12 protein-coding genes are annotated in these 17,077 nt (G+C 68.2%); 3 read left to right on the forward strand and 9 right to left on the reverse strand.

Features of this window, described 5'->3' with window-relative positions; all coding sequences use genetic code 11:
• Positions 1 to 5: 5 nt before the first annotated feature.
• A complete protein-coding gene (locus tag V5F48_RS12105) occupies positions 6 to 596 on the reverse strand; it encodes a protein-S-isoprenylcysteine O-methyltransferase (protein ID WP_394258919.1) in 591 nt (196 codons plus the stop codon).
• Positions 597 to 1,916 (reverse strand): hypothetical protein, encoded by a 1,320-nt coding sequence (locus V5F48_RS12110; RefSeq protein ID WP_394258920.1) that lies wholly within the window; start codon positions 1,914 to 1,916, stop codon positions 597 to 599.
• Between the two features lie 405 nt (positions 1,917 to 2,321).
• On the opposite strand from V5F48_RS12110, the gene V5F48_RS12115 reads away from it, so the two are divergent.
• From V5F48_RS12115 to dxs, 3 genes are all read left to right on the forward strand, one after another.
• Complete coding sequence (locus tag V5F48_RS12115; RefSeq protein WP_394258921.1) at positions 2,322 to 3,458, forward strand: glycosyltransferase family 9 protein; 1,137 nt, start codon at positions 2,322 to 2,324, stop codon at positions 3,456 to 3,458.
• 217 nt (positions 3,459 to 3,675) lie between these two features.
• A complete protein-coding gene (locus tag V5F48_RS12120; RefSeq protein ID WP_394258922.1) occupies positions 3,676 to 4,560 on the forward strand; it encodes a glycosyltransferase family 2 protein in 885 nt (294 codons plus the stop codon).
• Between the two features lie 133 nt (positions 4,561 to 4,693).
• Entirely contained in the window at positions 4,694 to 6,640 is a 1,947-nt protein-coding gene (gene dxs / locus V5F48_RS12125; protein WP_394258923.1) for a 1-deoxy-D-xylulose-5-phosphate synthase, read from the forward strand.
• 10 nt (positions 6,641 to 6,650) lie between these two features.
• On the opposite strand, the gene V5F48_RS12130 is transcribed toward dxs, so the two are convergent.
• From V5F48_RS12130 to V5F48_RS12160, 7 genes are all read right to left on the reverse strand, one after another.
• Entirely contained in the window at positions 6,651 to 7,511 is an 861-nt protein-coding gene (locus V5F48_RS12130; protein WP_394258924.1) for a DUF4253 domain-containing protein, read from the reverse strand.
• A gap of 54 nt (positions 7,512 to 7,565) precedes the next feature.
• Entirely contained in the window at positions 7,566 to 8,480 is a 915-nt protein-coding gene (locus V5F48_RS12135; protein WP_394258925.1) for an MBL fold metallo-hydrolase, read from the reverse strand.
• Positions 8,477 to 10,633 carry a methylmalonyl-CoA mutase gene (gene scpA / locus V5F48_RS12140; protein ID WP_394107706.1) on the reverse strand — a complete coding sequence of 719 codons (2,157 nt, stop codon included), beginning with the start codon at positions 10,631 to 10,633 and terminating at the stop codon, positions 8,477 to 8,479. Before scpA ends, V5F48_RS12135 begins: the two co-directional genes overlap by 4 nt.
• A gap of 79 nt (positions 10,634 to 10,712) precedes the next feature.
• A complete protein-coding gene (locus V5F48_RS12145) occupies positions 10,713 to 11,084 on the reverse strand; it encodes a hypothetical protein (protein ID WP_394258926.1) in 372 nt (123 codons plus the stop codon).
• 21 nt (positions 11,085 to 11,105) lie between these two features.
• Positions 11,106 to 12,938, reverse strand: coding sequence for a methylmalonyl-CoA mutase subunit beta (locus V5F48_RS12150; protein WP_394258927.1), 1,833 nt, complete (start codon positions 12,936 to 12,938; stop codon positions 11,106 to 11,108).
• Between the two features lie 283 nt (positions 12,939 to 13,221).
• Entirely contained in the window at positions 13,222 to 14,451 is a 1,230-nt protein-coding gene (locus V5F48_RS12155) for a class I SAM-dependent methyltransferase (protein WP_394258928.1), read from the reverse strand.
• Positions 14,452 to 15,049: 598 nt separating this feature from the next.
• Positions 15,050 to 17,077, reverse strand: coding sequence for an acetyl-CoA carboxylase biotin carboxylase subunit (locus tag V5F48_RS12160; RefSeq protein ID WP_394258929.1), 2,028 nt, complete (start codon positions 17,075 to 17,077; stop codon positions 15,050 to 15,052).

Below are 17,077 nucleotides of genomic sequence, written 5' to 3' on the forward strand. Positions count from 1 at the left end.
GCGCCTCAGTAGAGGCCGGGAATGACGCGCTTGGTGCGCTTTTCATAGGCCTCGTATTCGGCACCGAAGGCTTCGCGCATCATCTTCTCCTCCCGTCCCACCCGGAAGAAGAACAGCGTGCCGAAGCCCACCAGCCCCGCCGGCCCGGCGACCAGGTTCGGCAGCAGCAGCGCCTGCGCCAGCGCCCACAGGAAGAAGGCCGAATACATGGGGTGGCGCACCCGCTCATAGACGCCGGAGGTGATGAGCTTGTGCTTGTCCTTGATCTCCAGCGTCACCGACCAGTTGCGCCCGAGCTGCCTGTGGGTGCGCCAGAACAGCCACAGCGCCGCCGCGAACACCAGCACCCCCGCCACCACCTGCGCCGCCACCGGCGTGTAGGAGGCGAAGCGCGGGAAGGAGGTGAGGGCGTAGATGGCCGGCAGCACCCCGAGGCCGAGGGTGGAGATGGTGAGCAGCGTCATGTCGCGGGCGGTGCGGTGGCGCGCGTCGGCCACCTGCTGGCGCTTGGCTTTCCGCTGGAAGGGGATGCGCAGCACGTACCAGGAGACGACGCCGACCGCCCAGGCGATCTTGGCGAAGGTGACGAGGCTCATTCAGGGCTCGCTTGGTGAGGAAGGGGCATGGTCGGGAAGGGCCATCAGGCGCCCGCCCGCGTCGAGGGAGGTGGGCAGGGGGGCGCCGTCCGGCGCCATATAGGCACAAAGCGCGTGGAGGTGGGCGGCCAGCACGTCGAAGGCGAACGGGCCGCACACATAGGCGTAGAAATCGTGCGGGGCGCGGATGTCGCTGGCCAGGAAGCACTGGCAGTGGCGCCGCATCACGTCGAAGAAGAAGCGCCGGTAGGTGGCGCTGGAGACCATGTCGCGCACCGGCACATGCCGCAGCAGCGGACGCTGCGCGAAATCCCCCACCGCCAGTTGCGGCTCGGCGAAGGTGGCGCGGTCGAGGGTCACCGGATTGACCTTGTAGAAGGAGACGATGTCGTCCCGCGACTGCACCTCCATCCAGCCGATCTGCGGCGCGTCGGCCACCCGCTGCGCCGCCGCCCGCAGCCGCGTGCCGGCGGGATGCAGCGCGAACTTGGCCGTGGTGCTGCCGAGGGTGAGGATGCGCACCGGCACCCTTGTGCCGAAGGACGGGTCCTCATCGAGCGCGGCGGCCACCGTCGATACCGCATGCATGGCGCCGAGGCTGTGGCCGGCGATCACGATCTCGTCCACGCCTTCGCGCCCGGCTTCGTCCTCCACGGCGCGCAGCCGGTCGGCGAACGCGATCACCCGCGCATCCACCTCGGGATGGCGGCCGTGGGCGAAATCCACAGAGAATTCCGCCAGGTCGAGGGACTGCCTCAGGCGAAAGCGCCGCCCCGGCCAGCGCATCAGCAGCAGGCCGCTGGCGAGCGCCAGGGCGATGCCGCAGAGCCCCGCGGCGACAGCGCCCAAATGGGGCGCCAGCCATTGCGCCGCGCCGATGCCCACCGCAAGCGCCGCCGCCCAGAAGGCCAGGAGCAGCAAATAGGTGAACAGGAAGAAGACGCCATAGCGCCGGCTGGTGCGGAAATAGGCGAGCAGCGTGCCGCTGGTCACCATGTCGATGATCGCCCGCACGGAGCCGCGCAGGTGGGAGCGCACCGGCCGCCCCATGTCCGCGCGGGCGAGGTCGTCCCAGGCCAGGATCTCGAAGGTGGTTGAGGTGTGCCAGCCCGGGCCTTCCGCCTCGGATCGCCAGAGCGCGCCGGTGGGCGTTGGCACCGGAGCGGCGTCGCGGCAGCGCGTCGCCGCCTGCCACACCGTGCCGAAGCGCTTCATTTCGCGCAGGAAGATGCGATGGTGGCCTTCCACCGTCATGGGATCGTACCCGGCCACGAAGAACACGTGGCGCCGGCCGACGCGCGTTGCTGGCACCTCCCGCATGGGGGCGCCTTCTAGCGAAAAGCCGCACGTATGGCCAGTGCCGCCCGTGCCGACGCGGAAGGGGCTCGCCAAGGTTGAAACAGCCGCGGCGGCAAATCGCCTTGTGACCCCAAGAAAAGACAGCCACGCTGACCCTGACGCGGGTGATGCCGCCGGGCGGTCCTGTGCGCTCAACGCAAGGGCAAGGCAGAGGCCTGCACATTTTGATTGTATGATGGCATTTGCACACTTTGAAACAATGTCATACTGGCCGGCGGTAGAATTTTCGGGCTAAGACGCGGTTACCGTTACTCGTACCACCTGTGATCTTCACCCCGGACCGCCGTCATGAAGCTGCGTGATATTTTCCGCGGAGGCAAACCCAGGAAGCCCCGGGTCGCTCCCTTGGGCGCGCCGGCGGCACAGGTGTGGACCAGCCCTTCCAACACGCTTCGCGCCCTTGGTCCGTCGCCGTCCATTCTGGTGGTGAAGCTCGACCATATCGGCGATTTCATCACCGCCCTGCCCGCCGTGGAGCGGTTGCGGGCGGCGTTTCCCACCTCGACCGTCTCGCTGCTGTGCGCGCCGTTCGTGGTGGAGCTGGCGCGCTCCACCGGCCTGTTCGCCGCGGTCTACAGCTTCGATTTCTTCGGCGCCCGCATGCAGGAGCCACGCTTCGCCAACGCGGACGACGTGAGCGAGCTCAGGGCCATGGGGCTGCCGGCCCACGACATCGTCATCGACCTGAGGCAGGAGGACGAGGCGCGGGCGCTGCTGTGGGGCCTCGACGCCAAGGTCCGCGCCGGCTTTGCCGACCCGTCCAATCCCTTCCCCCTCGACATCGCGCTGCCGGAGATGGAGCGTTGCATGCGCCGCAAGCCGTGGCCGGCCATGACCCATGCCTCCACCCGGCTGGTGCTGCTGGTGGAAGCGCTGGTGCATGCCCGTGACATGCGGGGCGAGACGGCACGGTTCGTGGCCGGCGCCGTTCCGGTGGGGGAGACGCAGAATTGCGTGATCCTCGCGCCGGGAACGCGGCTCGGCATCAAGGGCTGGACGGCCAAGGGCTGGATGGGCCTCGCCTCCGCCATTGTGGAGCGCACAAATCTCGACATCGCCGTCATCGGCCGCGGCGAGGAGGCCGAGACGGCGGCACAGATGGCCAAGCTGCTGCCACCGGGGCGGCTGCGGGATTTCGTGGGCCAGGTGGACCTTGCCGACCTGCCGGCGCTGATGCGCCCCGCCGCCGCCTTCGTCGGGGTGGATACGGGCACCACCCATCTTGCCGCATCCATCGGCCTGCCCACCGTCGCCCTCTTCTCGGGCTTTGCCGATATCCGCGTCTGGGCGCCGGTGGGGCCGGCCACGGTGGTGCTGCACGCCGCTGCCGGCTGCGCGCCGTGCGGGCTGCCGACCGAGGCCCTGTGCCCCTACCAGCGCCGGTGCATGAGCGTGATCGATCCCGAGGCGGTGCTCTCTGCCATGTCCGGTGTCGCCGTCCATCCCGAGCTGAAGCGCCTGCGCGCCGCGCCACAGCCGGAGCTTGTGTTCGCGGCCTCCTGAAGGCAGGAAAGCCGGGCGGGCGACAACCCGCCCGCAAGATCGATTTCCGTTCGCCATCGCTCACGGCAATCGATCTTGAATTTTGTGTTGACGCGTTTTCTTCACGCGAACCGGTATCCACTTCGCTCGAAAACGCTCTACCTTCTTGTTAACGCGCAAATCCGGACGCAAAACCGCTTCGCACTTTTGCTGGATTTGCTCTGGTTGCGAGGGTCTCGTGTCCGCCGATCTGTCCACCGGTTCCCCCCTGGCCGCCGTCACCGTGGTGTTCGTCACCTACAACAGCGGCGCGGTGATCGGCCGGGCGGTGGCAAGCGTGCCGGCGTCCTGCCCGGTGGTGATCGTGGACAATGCGAGCCCCGATGGGACATCCTGGCGGGCCGGCCTGTCGCGGCCGGTGGACCTCCTCGACATGCCGGCCAATCTGGGCTTCGGCACCGCCTGCAATGCCGGCGCGCGGCGGGCGGCCACGCCCTATGTGCTGTTCCTCAATCCCGACGCGGTGCTGGCCGCCGATACCCTGCCGGCGCTGCTGGCCGCCGCCGGCTGCTATGGCGACCCGGCCATCCTGATGCCGGCCATCGTGGGCGAGAACGGCCGGCTGATGCGCAAGGAAGGCTCCATCCTGGAGAAGGTGCCGCGCCGCCTGCGCCTGTCGCCCGGCGAGATCGCGGGGGATTATTGCACCCGCTTCGTCCACGGCGCCGCTTTCATGATGGCGCGGGACGCCTTCTTTGCCCTCGGCGGCTTCGACGAGGCCATCTTCCTCTACCATGAGGACGACGACCTCTCCCTGCGCGCCATCGCCCGGCGCATTCCCATCATCGTGGTGACAGGGGCGCGGGTGCTGCACGCGGGCGGGCGCTCCAGCGCGCCGTCGTTCGGCCAGACCTTCCGGGTCAATCGCGCCAAGATGCAGTCGGAGCGCTACGTGCTGGAAAAGTACGGCCGCTCGCGCGCGACCCTGCCGCAGATCGCCAGGCTGGCCGGAGGGTGCGTGCTGGCGCTGGCGTGCCTTGATCTGCATCGGTTCGCCATCCGGACCGGAAAAATGGCGGGATGTTTTGATGAGGTGCGCCGAACGCCGCCCGCGCACGTATGAGGCAGAGGCGGACGCTCGCATCGCCGGGGGAGGGGCCGCCTGCTGACGGCCCGCCCCTCGGCCTTGTCCGTTGCGTGCTGCCGCGCGCGTGTGTAAGGCTCATTTTCCCGGTTCGTTCCGGACGGAGTTGTCCGTGACTTTGCTGAAGACCCCGCTGCTCGATACCATCCGCGATGCCGCCGACGTGCGGCGCCTGCCCCAGGACAGACTGGCCCAGCTCGCCGCCGAACTGCGCGCGGAGACCATCGATGCCGTCTCCGTGACCGGCGGGCATCTGGGTGCGGGGCTGGGCGTGGTCGAGCTGACGGTGGCTCTGCACCATGTGTTCAACACCCCCCACGATCGCCTGATCTGGGATGTCGGCCACCAGTGCTACCCCCACAAGATCCTCACCGGCCGGCGCGACCGCATCCGCACCCTGCGGCAGGGCGGCGGCCTCTCGGGCTTCACCCGCCGGGCGGAGAGCGCATACGACCCGTTCGGGGCGGCGCATTCATCTACCTCCATCTCCGCCGGTCTTGGCATGGCGGTGGCTCGCGACCTCTCGGGGGAGGAGCGCAACATCGTGTGCGTGATCGGCGACGGCGCCATGTCGGCGGGCATGGCCTATGAGGCCATGAACAATGCCGGCGCCATGGATAGCCGGCTCATCGTCATCCTCAACGACAACGACATGTCCATCGCCCCGCCCACGGGGGCCATGTCGGCCTACCTGGCGCGGCTGATTTCCGGGCAGACCTACCGCTCGCTGCGGGAGATCGGCAAGCAGATCGCCGGCCACCTGCCCAAGTTCGTGGAGCGCGGCGCGGCGCGGGCCGAGGAATTCGCCCGCGGCTTCTGGACCGGGGGCACCCTGTTCGAGGAGCTGGGCTTCTATTATGTGGGCCCCATCGACGGGCACAATCTCGACCACCTGCTGCCGGTGCTGAAGAACGTGCGGGACGCCAAGACCGGCCCCATCCTGGTCCATGTGGTGACCCAGAAGGGCAAGGGCTACGCCCCCGCCGAGGCCAGTGCCGACAAGTACCACGGCGTGGTCAAGTTCGACGTGGTGACCGGCGCCCAGATGAAGGCGAAGTCCAACGCCCCCTCCTACACCCGCGTGTTCGCGGAGAGCCTGATTTCGGAGGCGCGGCGCGACCCCAAGATCGTCGCCATCACCGCCGCCATGCCCTCGGGAACGGGGCTGGACCTGTTCGGGCAGGTCTATCCCGAGCGCACCTTCGACGTGGGCATCGCCGAGCAGCATGCGGTGACGTTCGCCGCCGGGCTCGCGGCGGAAGGCTTCAAGCCGTTCTGCGCGCTCTATTCCACCTTTCTCCAGCGGGCCTATGACCAGGTGGTGCACGACGTGGCGCTGCAGGGCCTGCCGGTGCGCTTCGTCATCGACCGCGCCGGCCTCGTGGGCGCGGACGGGGCGACCCACGCGGGTGCCTTCGACATCGCTTTCCTCGCCTGCCTGCCCGGCATGGCCGTGATGGCCCCGGCCGACGAGGCGGAGCTGGTGCACATGATGGCCACTGCCGTGGCTTATGATGATGGCCCCATCGCCGTGCGCTTCCCCCGGGGCGAAGGCGTGGGCGTGGAGCGGCCCGACCGGGGCGAGGTGTTGCCCATCGGCAAGGGCCGGATCGTGCATGGAACCGGGGAGGGCGCAGATCCGCGCGGTGATGTGGCCCTGCTCTCCCTCGGCACCCGCCTTGCCGCCTGCCTTGACGCGGCCGAGCGGCTGGAGGCGGCGGGCTTTGCCGTCACCGTGGCCGACGCCCGCTTCGCCAAGCCCCTCGATCGCGACCTGGTGCTGAAGCTCGCCGCCGGCCATGGCGCGCTGGTCACGGTGGAAGAGGGCTCGGTGGGCGGCTTCGGCAGCCATGTGCTCCAGCTCGTCACCGACGAGGGCCTGCTGGACCGCGGCACGGTGAAGGTGCGCGCCATGGTCCTGCCGGACATCTATATCGACCAGGAAACCCAAGCCCGCCAGCTGGCCGCCGCCGGCCTCGACGCCGCCGCCATCGTGGCCAAGGTGGAGGGACTGATGGGCAAGGCGAAGGCCGGGCTGGGGCTGCACCGGGCGGGGTGAGGGGCGGCTCTCAGTCCCACCAGAAGAACCAGCTGCGCCGGGAGCGCAGCGTGGCGATATAATAATTTAAATCGACATCGGCCAAACCCTCGCCGCAGAGAAGCATGTGCTCCTGCGCCAGGCGTTTTGCTGCTTCGAAGGTCGTCGGCGGGTGCTCGACGGCCAATTCCAGCGTGTCATCGGTGATGCAGGCAATGTTGGCGCCGTGAAGCTGTTTCCAGCGCCGGGCAAAGGCCGCGACCTCCTTCGGGCCAGGAGCCGAATTCCAGCCGCCAAACTGGAACAGGAGAGCCGCCCGCCAGCTTTCGGCAACGGGCAGCCGGGTGATCGCCAGCTGAGGGAATGGCCCGTTCAGCTCATGTGACCTCAGAGATTCGAAGGTCAGATGCTCGGCCGGGGGTGGAGGTATCTCGGTGGTATTTTCGAATGCTGCTGCCTCATAAGCGTAGGCGCCGCCGTTTGCATAGTCCGCATTCGACGCCAGTGCCGCAGCGACCTCTTCCGGCAAGGCATTGCGAAACTGGGATGTCACGCCGGGCCGTTTCAAGGCCCAATTCTCGTAGATCAGGCTGCGGACATAGGCATCCACGATGGCATCCGGCGCCTCGATCGGAGTGTCGGCCTCATCAGCCGGCTCTTTGGGCAGCTGCGGTGTCCCGGGGGTGATGATGATCGGGGAGAAGCCCTCGCGCGCCCCGATCGCGGCCTCGTCCTGCCATACCGCCGCCGCCTGCGCTCCGGGGACGAGGCGCAGCGGATAGGGCCAGTCCGCGAGCAGCCTCTGCCAATCGGCCTCCTGCCGAATGCGAGCGGCCACCTGTGGGTCTTCGGTGGGCTTGCGCTGTCCGAACAGGGATTTCAACCATCGCATTGGACGTGCTCTCCGTGCGCATCTTGCCTGCACAAGAATTGGCATGAATACACGTCAAAAGTGTATCAATTCTACCCCAGCGACCGCTTCCACATTCCGCCGGTGCACCGCCTCATAGGGGGCGAAATACGTCACCGCCCCGGTCGCGAACGCCTTTGCCGCGAACGTCCGCAAGTCCAGCCGCGCCAGCTCCGGCTCGTCCTTCAGCCGCAACAACTGCTCCACGTAAAGCCGGGTGGCTGTGATGAGCTCCGGCCCGTAGCCGCCGGCGGCGATCACATCCTCCGCCCCATGGTTGGGCAGGATGCGCGTCGCCCCCAGTGCCGCGAGCCGCTCCAGTCCGGCGAGGTGGACGGCGAGGCGGTCGGGCTCGTCCACGTAAGTGACGGGGTCTTCCAGCGTGTCGCCGGCCAGCAGCAGCCCGTCGGGCAGCAGCGCGACCGTGCCGTCCCGGCTGTGGATATCCATGTGGACAAGCGTCACCGGAACCGAACCGATGTTCAGCTGAAGTCGCTCTTCAAACAGAAGGTTGGGTGGGATCAGCGGGCGGATGGGCGGGTCGCTCGCCTCCAGGCGCTCCTTGTGGAGGGCGAGCAGGGCGGCCGTCTCGCGGTTGGCGATGATCTCGCAATCGGCGAACACTTCGTTGCCGGCTACATGGTCGTCGTGCCAGTGGCTCAGCACCACGCGGATGCGCCGGGCGCCGCGCTGTTCCAATGTGTGGCGGATGATGCGGGCGTGGGCCAGCGAGATGTGGGTGTCGTAGACCAGCGCCTCGTCGCCATCCCGCACCGCATAGGAGGCGATGCCCAGGGCATAGGCGCCGTCATCCAGCCAGTTTTCATGGGCGCCGTGCAGCCGCACCCCCGGCACGCGCCCGTCATAAAAGGCGAGCACATGCGGGGCCGGCTCCAACACGCGGAGCGTGGAGCCGAGGGGCGCCGGAGTCACCTCCGCGCCCGCGCTCACTCTGCCGCTTCGAGGGTGTGGCCGAGGCGGTGCGAGAGCGTATGCAGCAGCTCCTTCGCCGCATCGGCGATGACCGTGCCGGGGGGGAAGATGGCCTCGGCGCCGGCGGCCTTCAGGGCGTCATAGTCCTGCGGGGGCACCACGCCGCCCACCACCACCATGATGTCGCCCCGGCCTTCCGCCTCCAGCGCCGCCTTCAGCGCCGGCACGAGGGTGAGGTGGCCGGCGGCCAGCGAGGAGATGCCCACCACGTGCACGTCATTCTCCACCGCCTGCCGGGCGGCTTCCTCCGGGGTGGCGAAGAGGGGGCCGATGTCCACGTCGAAGCCGAGGTCGGCGAAGGCGGAGGCGATCACCTTCTGGCCGCGGTCGTGGCCGTCCTGGCCGACCTTGGCGACGAGGATGCGCGGCCGGCGGCCTTCCGCCTGCTCGAATGCTTCCACCAGCTTCTGCAGCTTGCCCACCTTGTCGGTCATGGCCGTCGCCTCGCGCTTGTAGACGCCGGAGATGGCGCGGATTTCGGCGCGGTGGCGGCCGAACACCTTCTCCAGCGCGTCGGAAATCTCGCCCACCGTGGCCTTGGCCCGCGCCGCGTCGATGGCCAGCGCCAAAAGGTTGCCGTTGCCGGCCGCACCGTTGGTGAGGGCTTCGAGCTTGCCGTCCACCTCATGCTGGTCGCGCTCGGCGCGCAGGCGGTTGAGCTTGTCGATCTGGGCGGCGCGCACGGTGGCGTTCTCCACCTTCAGCACGTCGATCATGCGGTCGCGCTCGGGCTTGAACTTGTTGACGCCCACCACGGTCTGCGCCCCGCCGTCGATGCGGGCTTGTGTGGTGGCGGCGGCTTCCTCGATGCGCAGCTTGGGGATGCCGGCCTCGATGGCCTTGGCCATGCCGCCCAGCGCCTCCACCTCCTGGATGTGCGCCCAGGCCTTGGCGGCGAGATCGGCGGTGAGCTTCTCCACGAAGTAGGAGCCGCCCCACAGGTCGATCTGGCGGGTGGTGCCGCTCTCCTGCTGCAGCAGGATCTGGGTGTTGCGGGCGATGCGGGCGGAGAAGTCGGTGGGCAGGGCCAGCGCCTCGTCCAGCGCATTGGTGTGCAGCGACTGGGTCTGGCCCTGGGTCGCCGCCATGGCCTCGATGGCGGTGCGCATGACGTTGTTGAACACATCCTGCGCAGTGAGCGACCAGCCGGAGGTCTGCGAATGGGTGCGCAGGGGCAAAGACTTGGGGTTCTTGGCCCCGAGGTCGGTCATCAGCCGCGTCCACAGGAGGCGGGCGGCGCGCAGCTTGGCCACCTCCATGTAGAAGTTCATGCCGATGGCCCAGAAGAAGCTGAGGCGCGGCGCGAATACGTCGATGGGCAGGCCCGCCGCTGCACCGGCGCGGCCATATTCCACGCCGTCCGCCAGCGTGTAGGCCAGTTCCAGGTCCTGCGTCGCGCCGGCTTCCTGCATGTGGTAGCCGGAAATGGAGATGGAGTTGTAGCGCGGCATCTCCTTGGACGTGAAGGCGAAGATGTCCGAGATGATGCGCATGGAAGGGGTGGGCGGATAGATATAGGTGTTCCGCACCATGAATTCTTTTAAGATATCGTTCTGGATGGTGCCGGAAAGCTTGGCCGAGGCGACGCCCTGCTCTTCCGCCGCTACCACATAGAGCGCCAGCACGGGCAGTACCGCGCCGTTCATGGTCATGGACACGCTCATCTGGTCCAGCGGGATGCCGGAGAACAGGGTGCGCATGTCGTAGATGCTATCGATGGCGACGCCGGCCATGCCCACGTCACCGGCGACGCGGGGGTGGTCACTGTCATAGCCGCGATGGGTGGCAAGGTCGAAGGCCACCGAGAGGCCCTTCTGTCCGGCCGCGAGGTTGCGGCGGTAGAAGGCGTTGGAATCCTCCGCCGTGGAGAAGCCGGCATATTGCCGGATGGTCCACGGCTGGGTGGCGTACATGGGGGCATAGGGCCCGCGCAGGAAGGGCGCGATGCCGGGGTAGGTATCGATATAGCCGAGCCCCTCGATATCCGCCGGGCCGTAGAGCGGCTTCACCGGGATGCCCTCGGGCGTGGTCCAGGGGGCGGCGGCCGCACAGGGGGCGACCAGCTCCGGCGCGCGCCAATCGATGTCGGCGAAGTTGGGGATCCGGCTCATCTTCTGTTCCCTCGAAATCGGCCGCGGTGGCATGGGCGGGACGTGACTTTGGCGGGTTCTGGCTTTGGCGGGTTCTGGCTCAGGCGCGCCGGGCCAACCAGGAGCCGTTGCATTTGGGCTGGGGCGAGGACCAGTCACCCGAGGCCTGATCGCCTTCGGCGAGCCCGGTGGCGGTGACTTTGCGCTGCCCGTGGATCAAGGTCATCCGCACCAAGCCAAGCTTGCTGATGCCACCGGCGGCCTTCACCGGCCAATAGCCCGCGTAAGTGACCTTGCCATTCTTCACGGCAAGCTTGAAGTCGAAATTCTTGTTGCACTTGCCCTCCTCGGCGGAGGTGCGCACCACCCAGCTGCCGTCGAAGCGCTTCGCGTTGTCGGCGCGGGCGGGAACAGCCGCCATCGCCGCGCCGAGCAGCGCCATGGCGGTGAGGCCAGCAATTTTGTGCAGCATGGCTCGTTCCCGTCCTTCGGTTCAGTCCAGTCCCGCCGCGCTCTGCGCCCGCGCCAGCGTCTCCAGCACGTCGCAGCCGGCGAAGATGAAGCCGGAGACGCCGGCTGCCCTGAGCGCCGTTTCCAGCTCGGCCGGCTTGCCGGCGAGCCAGACGGTGCTGGCGCCGCCGGCCGTCAGGGCCTCGGCGGTGGCTGCCCCCTCCGCTGCATAGACCTCGTCGGAGGAGACGAGGCAGGCGAAGGGCGTGGCCGAAGCCTTGAAGGCGGCGAGCAACGCGTCGCGGTCGGCGAAGCCGTCCGGTACTGGAGCGGCAATGCCGCCGGCCTCGAAGAAGTTCCGCGCGAAGCCCGCCCGCGCGGTGAATGCGGCGACGGGACCAAGCGTGGCAAGGAAGACGGCCGGGGCCTTCGCGGCGGCTTCCGCCTTGTCGCGCAGGGCCTCGAACGGCTCCGAGGTGCGATGGGGCGTCAGCGCGCCGTCGGCCACGGGCTCGAAGGTGGCGGGCAGGGGCGCCAGCACTTCCGGCGCCTGCTGCACCAGGATGGGAAATTCCGAGGTGCCGGTAATGGGCGCCTTGCGGGTGGCCACATCCTTGTCGCGGCGGGCCTTTACCTCGGTGATCTCGGCCTTCAGCCAGCGGTCTTCCAGCACGTCGGCCATGCCGCCGCGCTTCTCGATGGTGCGGAACAGGTCCCAGGCCTTTTCGGCGAGCCCGTCCGTGTGGGCCTCCACCGCGCCGGCGCCGGCGCCGGGATCGGCCACGCGGTGGACGTTGCTCTCCTCCAGCAGCATCACCTGCGTGTTGCGGGCGAGGCGCCGGGCGAAGGCGTCGGGCAGGCCCAAGGCCTGGGTGAAGGGCAGCACTGTGAGGCTGTCCGCCCCGCCCACGCCGGCCGCGAACGCCGCTACCGTATTACGCAGCAGGTTCACATAAGGGTCGCGCCGGGTCAGGGAGCGCCATGCGGTGGTGGCGTGCACCTTCAGCGCCGTCTCCGGCAGGCCGCACTCGCGCAGCACCGCGCCCCACAGCAGGCGGATGGCGCGGAACTTGGCGATGGTGGCGGTCTGGTTCAGGTCCGCCACCAGGGCGACCTCGATGCGCGCCGCCGCCTCCGACAGGGCGATGCCTGCCTCGCCATAGGCTTTCAGGTAAGCCACGGCGGTGGCCAGCACGGCCGCCAGCTCCTGCGCGTCGGATGCGCCGGCGGCATGGAACACGCCGCCGTCCGCCCGCGCGAACGGGCCGGCAAAGCCGCGCGCGGCGAGGATGGCGGAGGTCTCGGCGAAGCGCTTGGCCAGCAGCGGCCACGCCATGGGCAGGGTGCCGGCGGCGGCGAAGTCGCCCAGCGGGTTCAGGCCGAAGGAGACGGCGAGGCCCTTGGGATCGAAGCCCGCCGCCTCGGCATGGTCGGCGAAGGCGAGGTCGTCGCCGCGGCCCTGGAACGCGCCGCTTTCGATGCGCGTCTCGATGAGATCGAGCAGCACGTCCTTCAGCACCACCTTCAGGTCGGCGCCGTCCGGCAGGCCGAAGCCGTAGGCCGAAGGCGCGGAGGCATAGACCAGGGCGAGGCCGGAGGCGCCGCCGTCCAGATCCTCCAGCGCCTGCGCGTGGGCGGCGGCAAGGTCGCTCTGGTCCACCCGCGCGCTGATGATCCACGGCGCGCCCGCCGGCCGTCCTGCCACGATGGGGGCGTTCGGCTTGCGCTCGGGCAGGGCGTCGAGGGCAAGGCCCTCAAGGGTGCGGGTCACGAGGCGCTTGTCGTAGGGCGCGCCCTTCAGCACGCCCTCGACCAGCTTCAGCCAGTCCTCGCGGGTGACGGGGGCAAGGTTGGTCGCGAAGGGCAGGGCGGTCATGAGCGGACCTCCGGGAGAGGGAACAGGAGAGAAATGTTGCGCTTCGAGGCAGCGTCATGCCGGGCATCCGCAACCCGCCGCCGGGAGCGAGATCGGGGCGCCGTGCACCGGCCTTGGGCTTTGCGCCCCCTCTCCCCTAGCGGGAGAGGGCCGGGGTGAGGGGATGCGCAAGGGGTCGACGCGAGCGCCGGACGAGAGGTCAGCGGCCCCTCACCCCCACCCCCTCTCCGGCAAGGGGAGAGGGGAGCCGCGCTGTGCCGGGGATCGGCGAAACAGGCGCCCATCACCGCCCCTCCCGGGCCGCCAGCGCGCGCTCGGCGTCGAACATGTAGTCGCGCAGCACCGGCACGTCGTCGCGCTTCTCGGAGAGCAGCAGCTGGAACACCATGTTGGAGCCGTGCAGGAAGCCCAGCTCCACCGCGGCGAGGTAGAATTCCCACATGCGGCCGAAGCGCTCGCCCATCATGGCGTCCACCTCGGCGCGGCGGGCCATGAAGTTCCGCCGCCACGCCCGGATGGTCCAGTAATAGTGCAGGCGCAGCACCTCGCAATCATCCACCCACAGGTGCGTGCGCTCGGTGGAGGCGAACACCTCCGACAGCGCCGGCACATAGCCGCCGGGGAAGATATACTTGCGGATGAACGGCGCCGTGGTGCCGGGCGGCGACATGCGGCCGATGGCGTGCACCAGCGCGAAGCCGCCCTCATCCAGCAGGTTGCGGATGGTGGTGAAGTAGTCGTCGAAGTGCGAGACGCCCACATGCTCCATCATGCCGATGGAGACCACGCGGTCGAACTTGCCCTTCAGGTTGCGATAATCCACCTCGCGGAAGTCGATGGAGCCGGCGACGCCCGCCGCCTCCGCGAGCCGCCGGCTTTCGGCCAGCTGCTCCGGCGAGACGTTGATGGCGGTGACCTGCGCGCCGCATTCCTTCGCCATGTAGATGGCAAGCCCGCCCCAGCCGGAGCCGATCTCCGCCACCCGCATGCCGGGGGCGACATTCAGCTTGGCGGCGATGTGGCGGAACTTGTTGCGCTGCGCCTCCACCAGCGGCTGGTCCGGCTCGTGAAAGTAGGCGCAGCTGTAGGCCATGGTCTCGTCCAGCCACAGCCGGTAGAAGGCGGCCGGGTGGTCGTAGTGGGAGGAGACGTTCTCCTTCGCCTTGGCGACCGGGTTGGCCTGCTGGAACCGCCGCACCGAGCGCCACGCCTTGCGCAGCGCCTGCTGCACCGGGTGGCTGCCCAGCCCCTTGCGGTTCACCGAGAACAGGGACAGCAGCTCGAACGCCCCCGCCCCGTCCTCGAACGAGAGGCGGCCGTCCATATAGGCCTCCGCCGCCACCAGCTCCGGATTGAAGAACAGGTCGCGCTCCAGCTTCCTGTCATGCATGCGCACGGTGACGGAGGGCCCATCCACCCCCGAGCCGAAGGCATGGCGCTGCCCGTCGGCGGTGATCACCGTGAGGCTGCCCTTCTCCACGAAGCGGTTCAGGAGGTGCGAGAGGAGGCGCATCAATGGGCTCACGGTTCGTTTGACGTATCGACCCAAAGACGCTGACCGTCCCCGGTGTCAACCCATGTGGGTCCTTGCCGTGGTTGCGGCGTCTGCGGAACGACAGCTGGCTGGGCACCCCGGACGGGCTGAGGTCGTCGAAACTCGGCGCAGAAGATTGAAATGAGTAAGTTGAACAAAACGAAAAGAGGGATGCCGATTATTATTAAGTATAATATCGCCTCTCCCGAGGGTGGATGAGAATTACTAATTACCACCAAAATGCACAAGATGCCTATCGGGGCTCCGAAGTTAACAAGGGGAAGTACAAGTAGGCTGAACCAGAAATTTAAACCCGTGTCCGCTAGCCGGGCTGCAGAGGCAATGAAATGAAGAAGTGGCAGGCTCAATAGCGCGACGGTGGGAATCTGGCCAACGCCCCACACGATAAGTCCGCCCCACACGAGCACGTACACCGCGATGAACACGCCGTATGCCCTACGCCCCATCCTGAGCCCGCGAGCCATGGCCCCGCCCCCGGCCGCAAAGAATGCGGCGCGGCTGCCGCCCCCTCTTGGTAGCCCCTCAAGGCCAGAAGGAACAAGCCGCGCCGCACCCATCACGCGAATTCCAGGATCACCGCATCCACGGCGAGGCTGTCGCCGGCCTTGGCGTGGACCGCCTTGATGACGCCGTCGCGCTCGGCGCGCAGCACGTTCTCCATCTTCATGGCTTCCACGATGGCGAGGATCTCGCCGTTCTTCACCTCCTGGCCGGGGGTGACGGCGATGGAGACAACCAGCCCCGGCATGGGGCACAAAAGCTCCTTGCCGCCGCCGGCGGTTTCCTTCTTCGGCATCAGCGCCGCAAGCGAGGCCGACAGCTCGGTGTAGACCCGCGCCTTGGTGGCGATGCCGCGATGGGCCAAAAGGTAGCCGTTGGGGATGGTGCGCACCTGCACCGCCACCTGGTCGGCGTCGATGGTGCCCGTCCACACCACGTCGCCCGGCTTCCAGGTGGAGCGCAGCAGGTGGGTGTGGCCGGCGGTGCCGTCGGCGTCGAAGATCTGCACCTTGTAGCCGCCGTCCACCGCTTCCACCTCGCACGGGGTGGAAAGGGTCTCCTCGGCGGCGGAGAGGTGCACGATGCGGCGCTTGGCGAAGGCCACCGGCACGCCGGAGGTCTGGCCGGAAATGTGCCGCTTGCGGGCATTGTGGATGTGGTCGATCACCGCCGCCACGGCCGACAGGGTATGGACCAGCTCGCCTTCCGGCGCGCGGGCATGGAAGCCGTCGGGATATTCCTCGGCGATGAAGCCGGTGGAGAGATTGCCCTCGCGCCAGCGCGGATGGGACATGAGCGCCGACAGGAACGGGATGTTGTGGCCGATGCCGTCGATGGCGAAGGCGTCCAGAGCGTCCGCCTGCGCCTCGATGGCGATGGCGCGGGTGGGGGCGTGGGTCACCAGCTTGGCGATCATGGGATCGTAGAAGATGGAGATTTCCCCGCCCTCATAGACGCCGGTGTCGTTGCGCACGGTAATGGGGCCGTCCTTGCCTTCCGCCGGCGGACGGTAGCGCACCAGGCGGCCGGTGGAGGGCAGGAAGTTGCGGTAGGGGTCTTCCGCGTAGATGCGGCTTTCCACCGCCCAGCCGGTGAGCTTCACGTCGTCCTGGGTGATGGTGAGGGGCTCGCCTGCGGCGACGCGGATCATCTGCTCCACCAGGTCGATGCCGGTGATCAGCTCGGTGACCGGATGCTCCACCTGCAGGCGGGTGTTCATCTCCAGGAAGTAGAAGCTCTTGTCCTGCCCGGCCACGAATTCCACCGTGCCGGCGCTGTCGTAGCCCACGGCCTTGGCGAGGGCCACGGCCTGCTCGCCCATCTTCCGGCGGGTGGCCTCGTCCAGCAGCGGGGAGGGGGCTTCCTCCACCACCTTCTGGTTGCGGCGCTGGATGGAGCATTCGCGCTCGCCCAGGTAGATGACGTTGCCGTGCTTGTCGCCCAGCACCTGGATCTCGATGTGGCGCGGATCGACGATGAACTTTTCCACGAACACGCGGTCGTCGCCGAAGGAGGACTTGGCCTCGCTCTTGGCGCGGTCGAAGCCGTCCTGAACCTCATCGCGGGAATAGGCGATGCGCATGCCCTTGCCGCCGCCGCCGGCGGAGGCCTTGATCATCACCGGATAGCCGATCTCGTCGGCGATGCGGGCCGCCTCGACCCCGTTCTCCAGCACGCCCAGATAGCCGGGCACGGTGGAGACATGGGCCGCCGCCGCCGCCTTCTTGGACTCGATCTTGTCGCCCATGGCCTCGATGGCGTGGGGGTTGGGACCGATGAAGACGATGCCGTGCTCGGCCAAAAGCTTGGGGAAGGAGGCGCGCTCGGAGAGGAAGCCGTAGCCGGGATGCACCGCTTCGGCGCCCGTGAGCTTGCAGGCCTCCACGATCTTCTCGGCGATCAGGTAGGACTGGGCGGCCTGGGGCGGGCCGATATGCACCGCCTCGTCGGCCATCTCCACATGGAGGGCGTCCTTGTCGGCGTCGGAATAGACGGCGACGGTCTTGATGCCCATCTTGCGCGCCGTCTTGATGACGCGGCAGGCGATCTCACCCCGGTTCGCGATCAGGATCTTCGTGAACAT

Origin of the sequence: Xanthobacter autotrophicus ATCC 700552 (assembly GCF_043194565.1) — a bacterium.
Taxonomy (GTDB): domain Bacteria; phylum Pseudomonadota; class Alphaproteobacteria; order Rhizobiales; family Xanthobacteraceae; genus Xanthobacter; species Xanthobacter autotrophicus_F.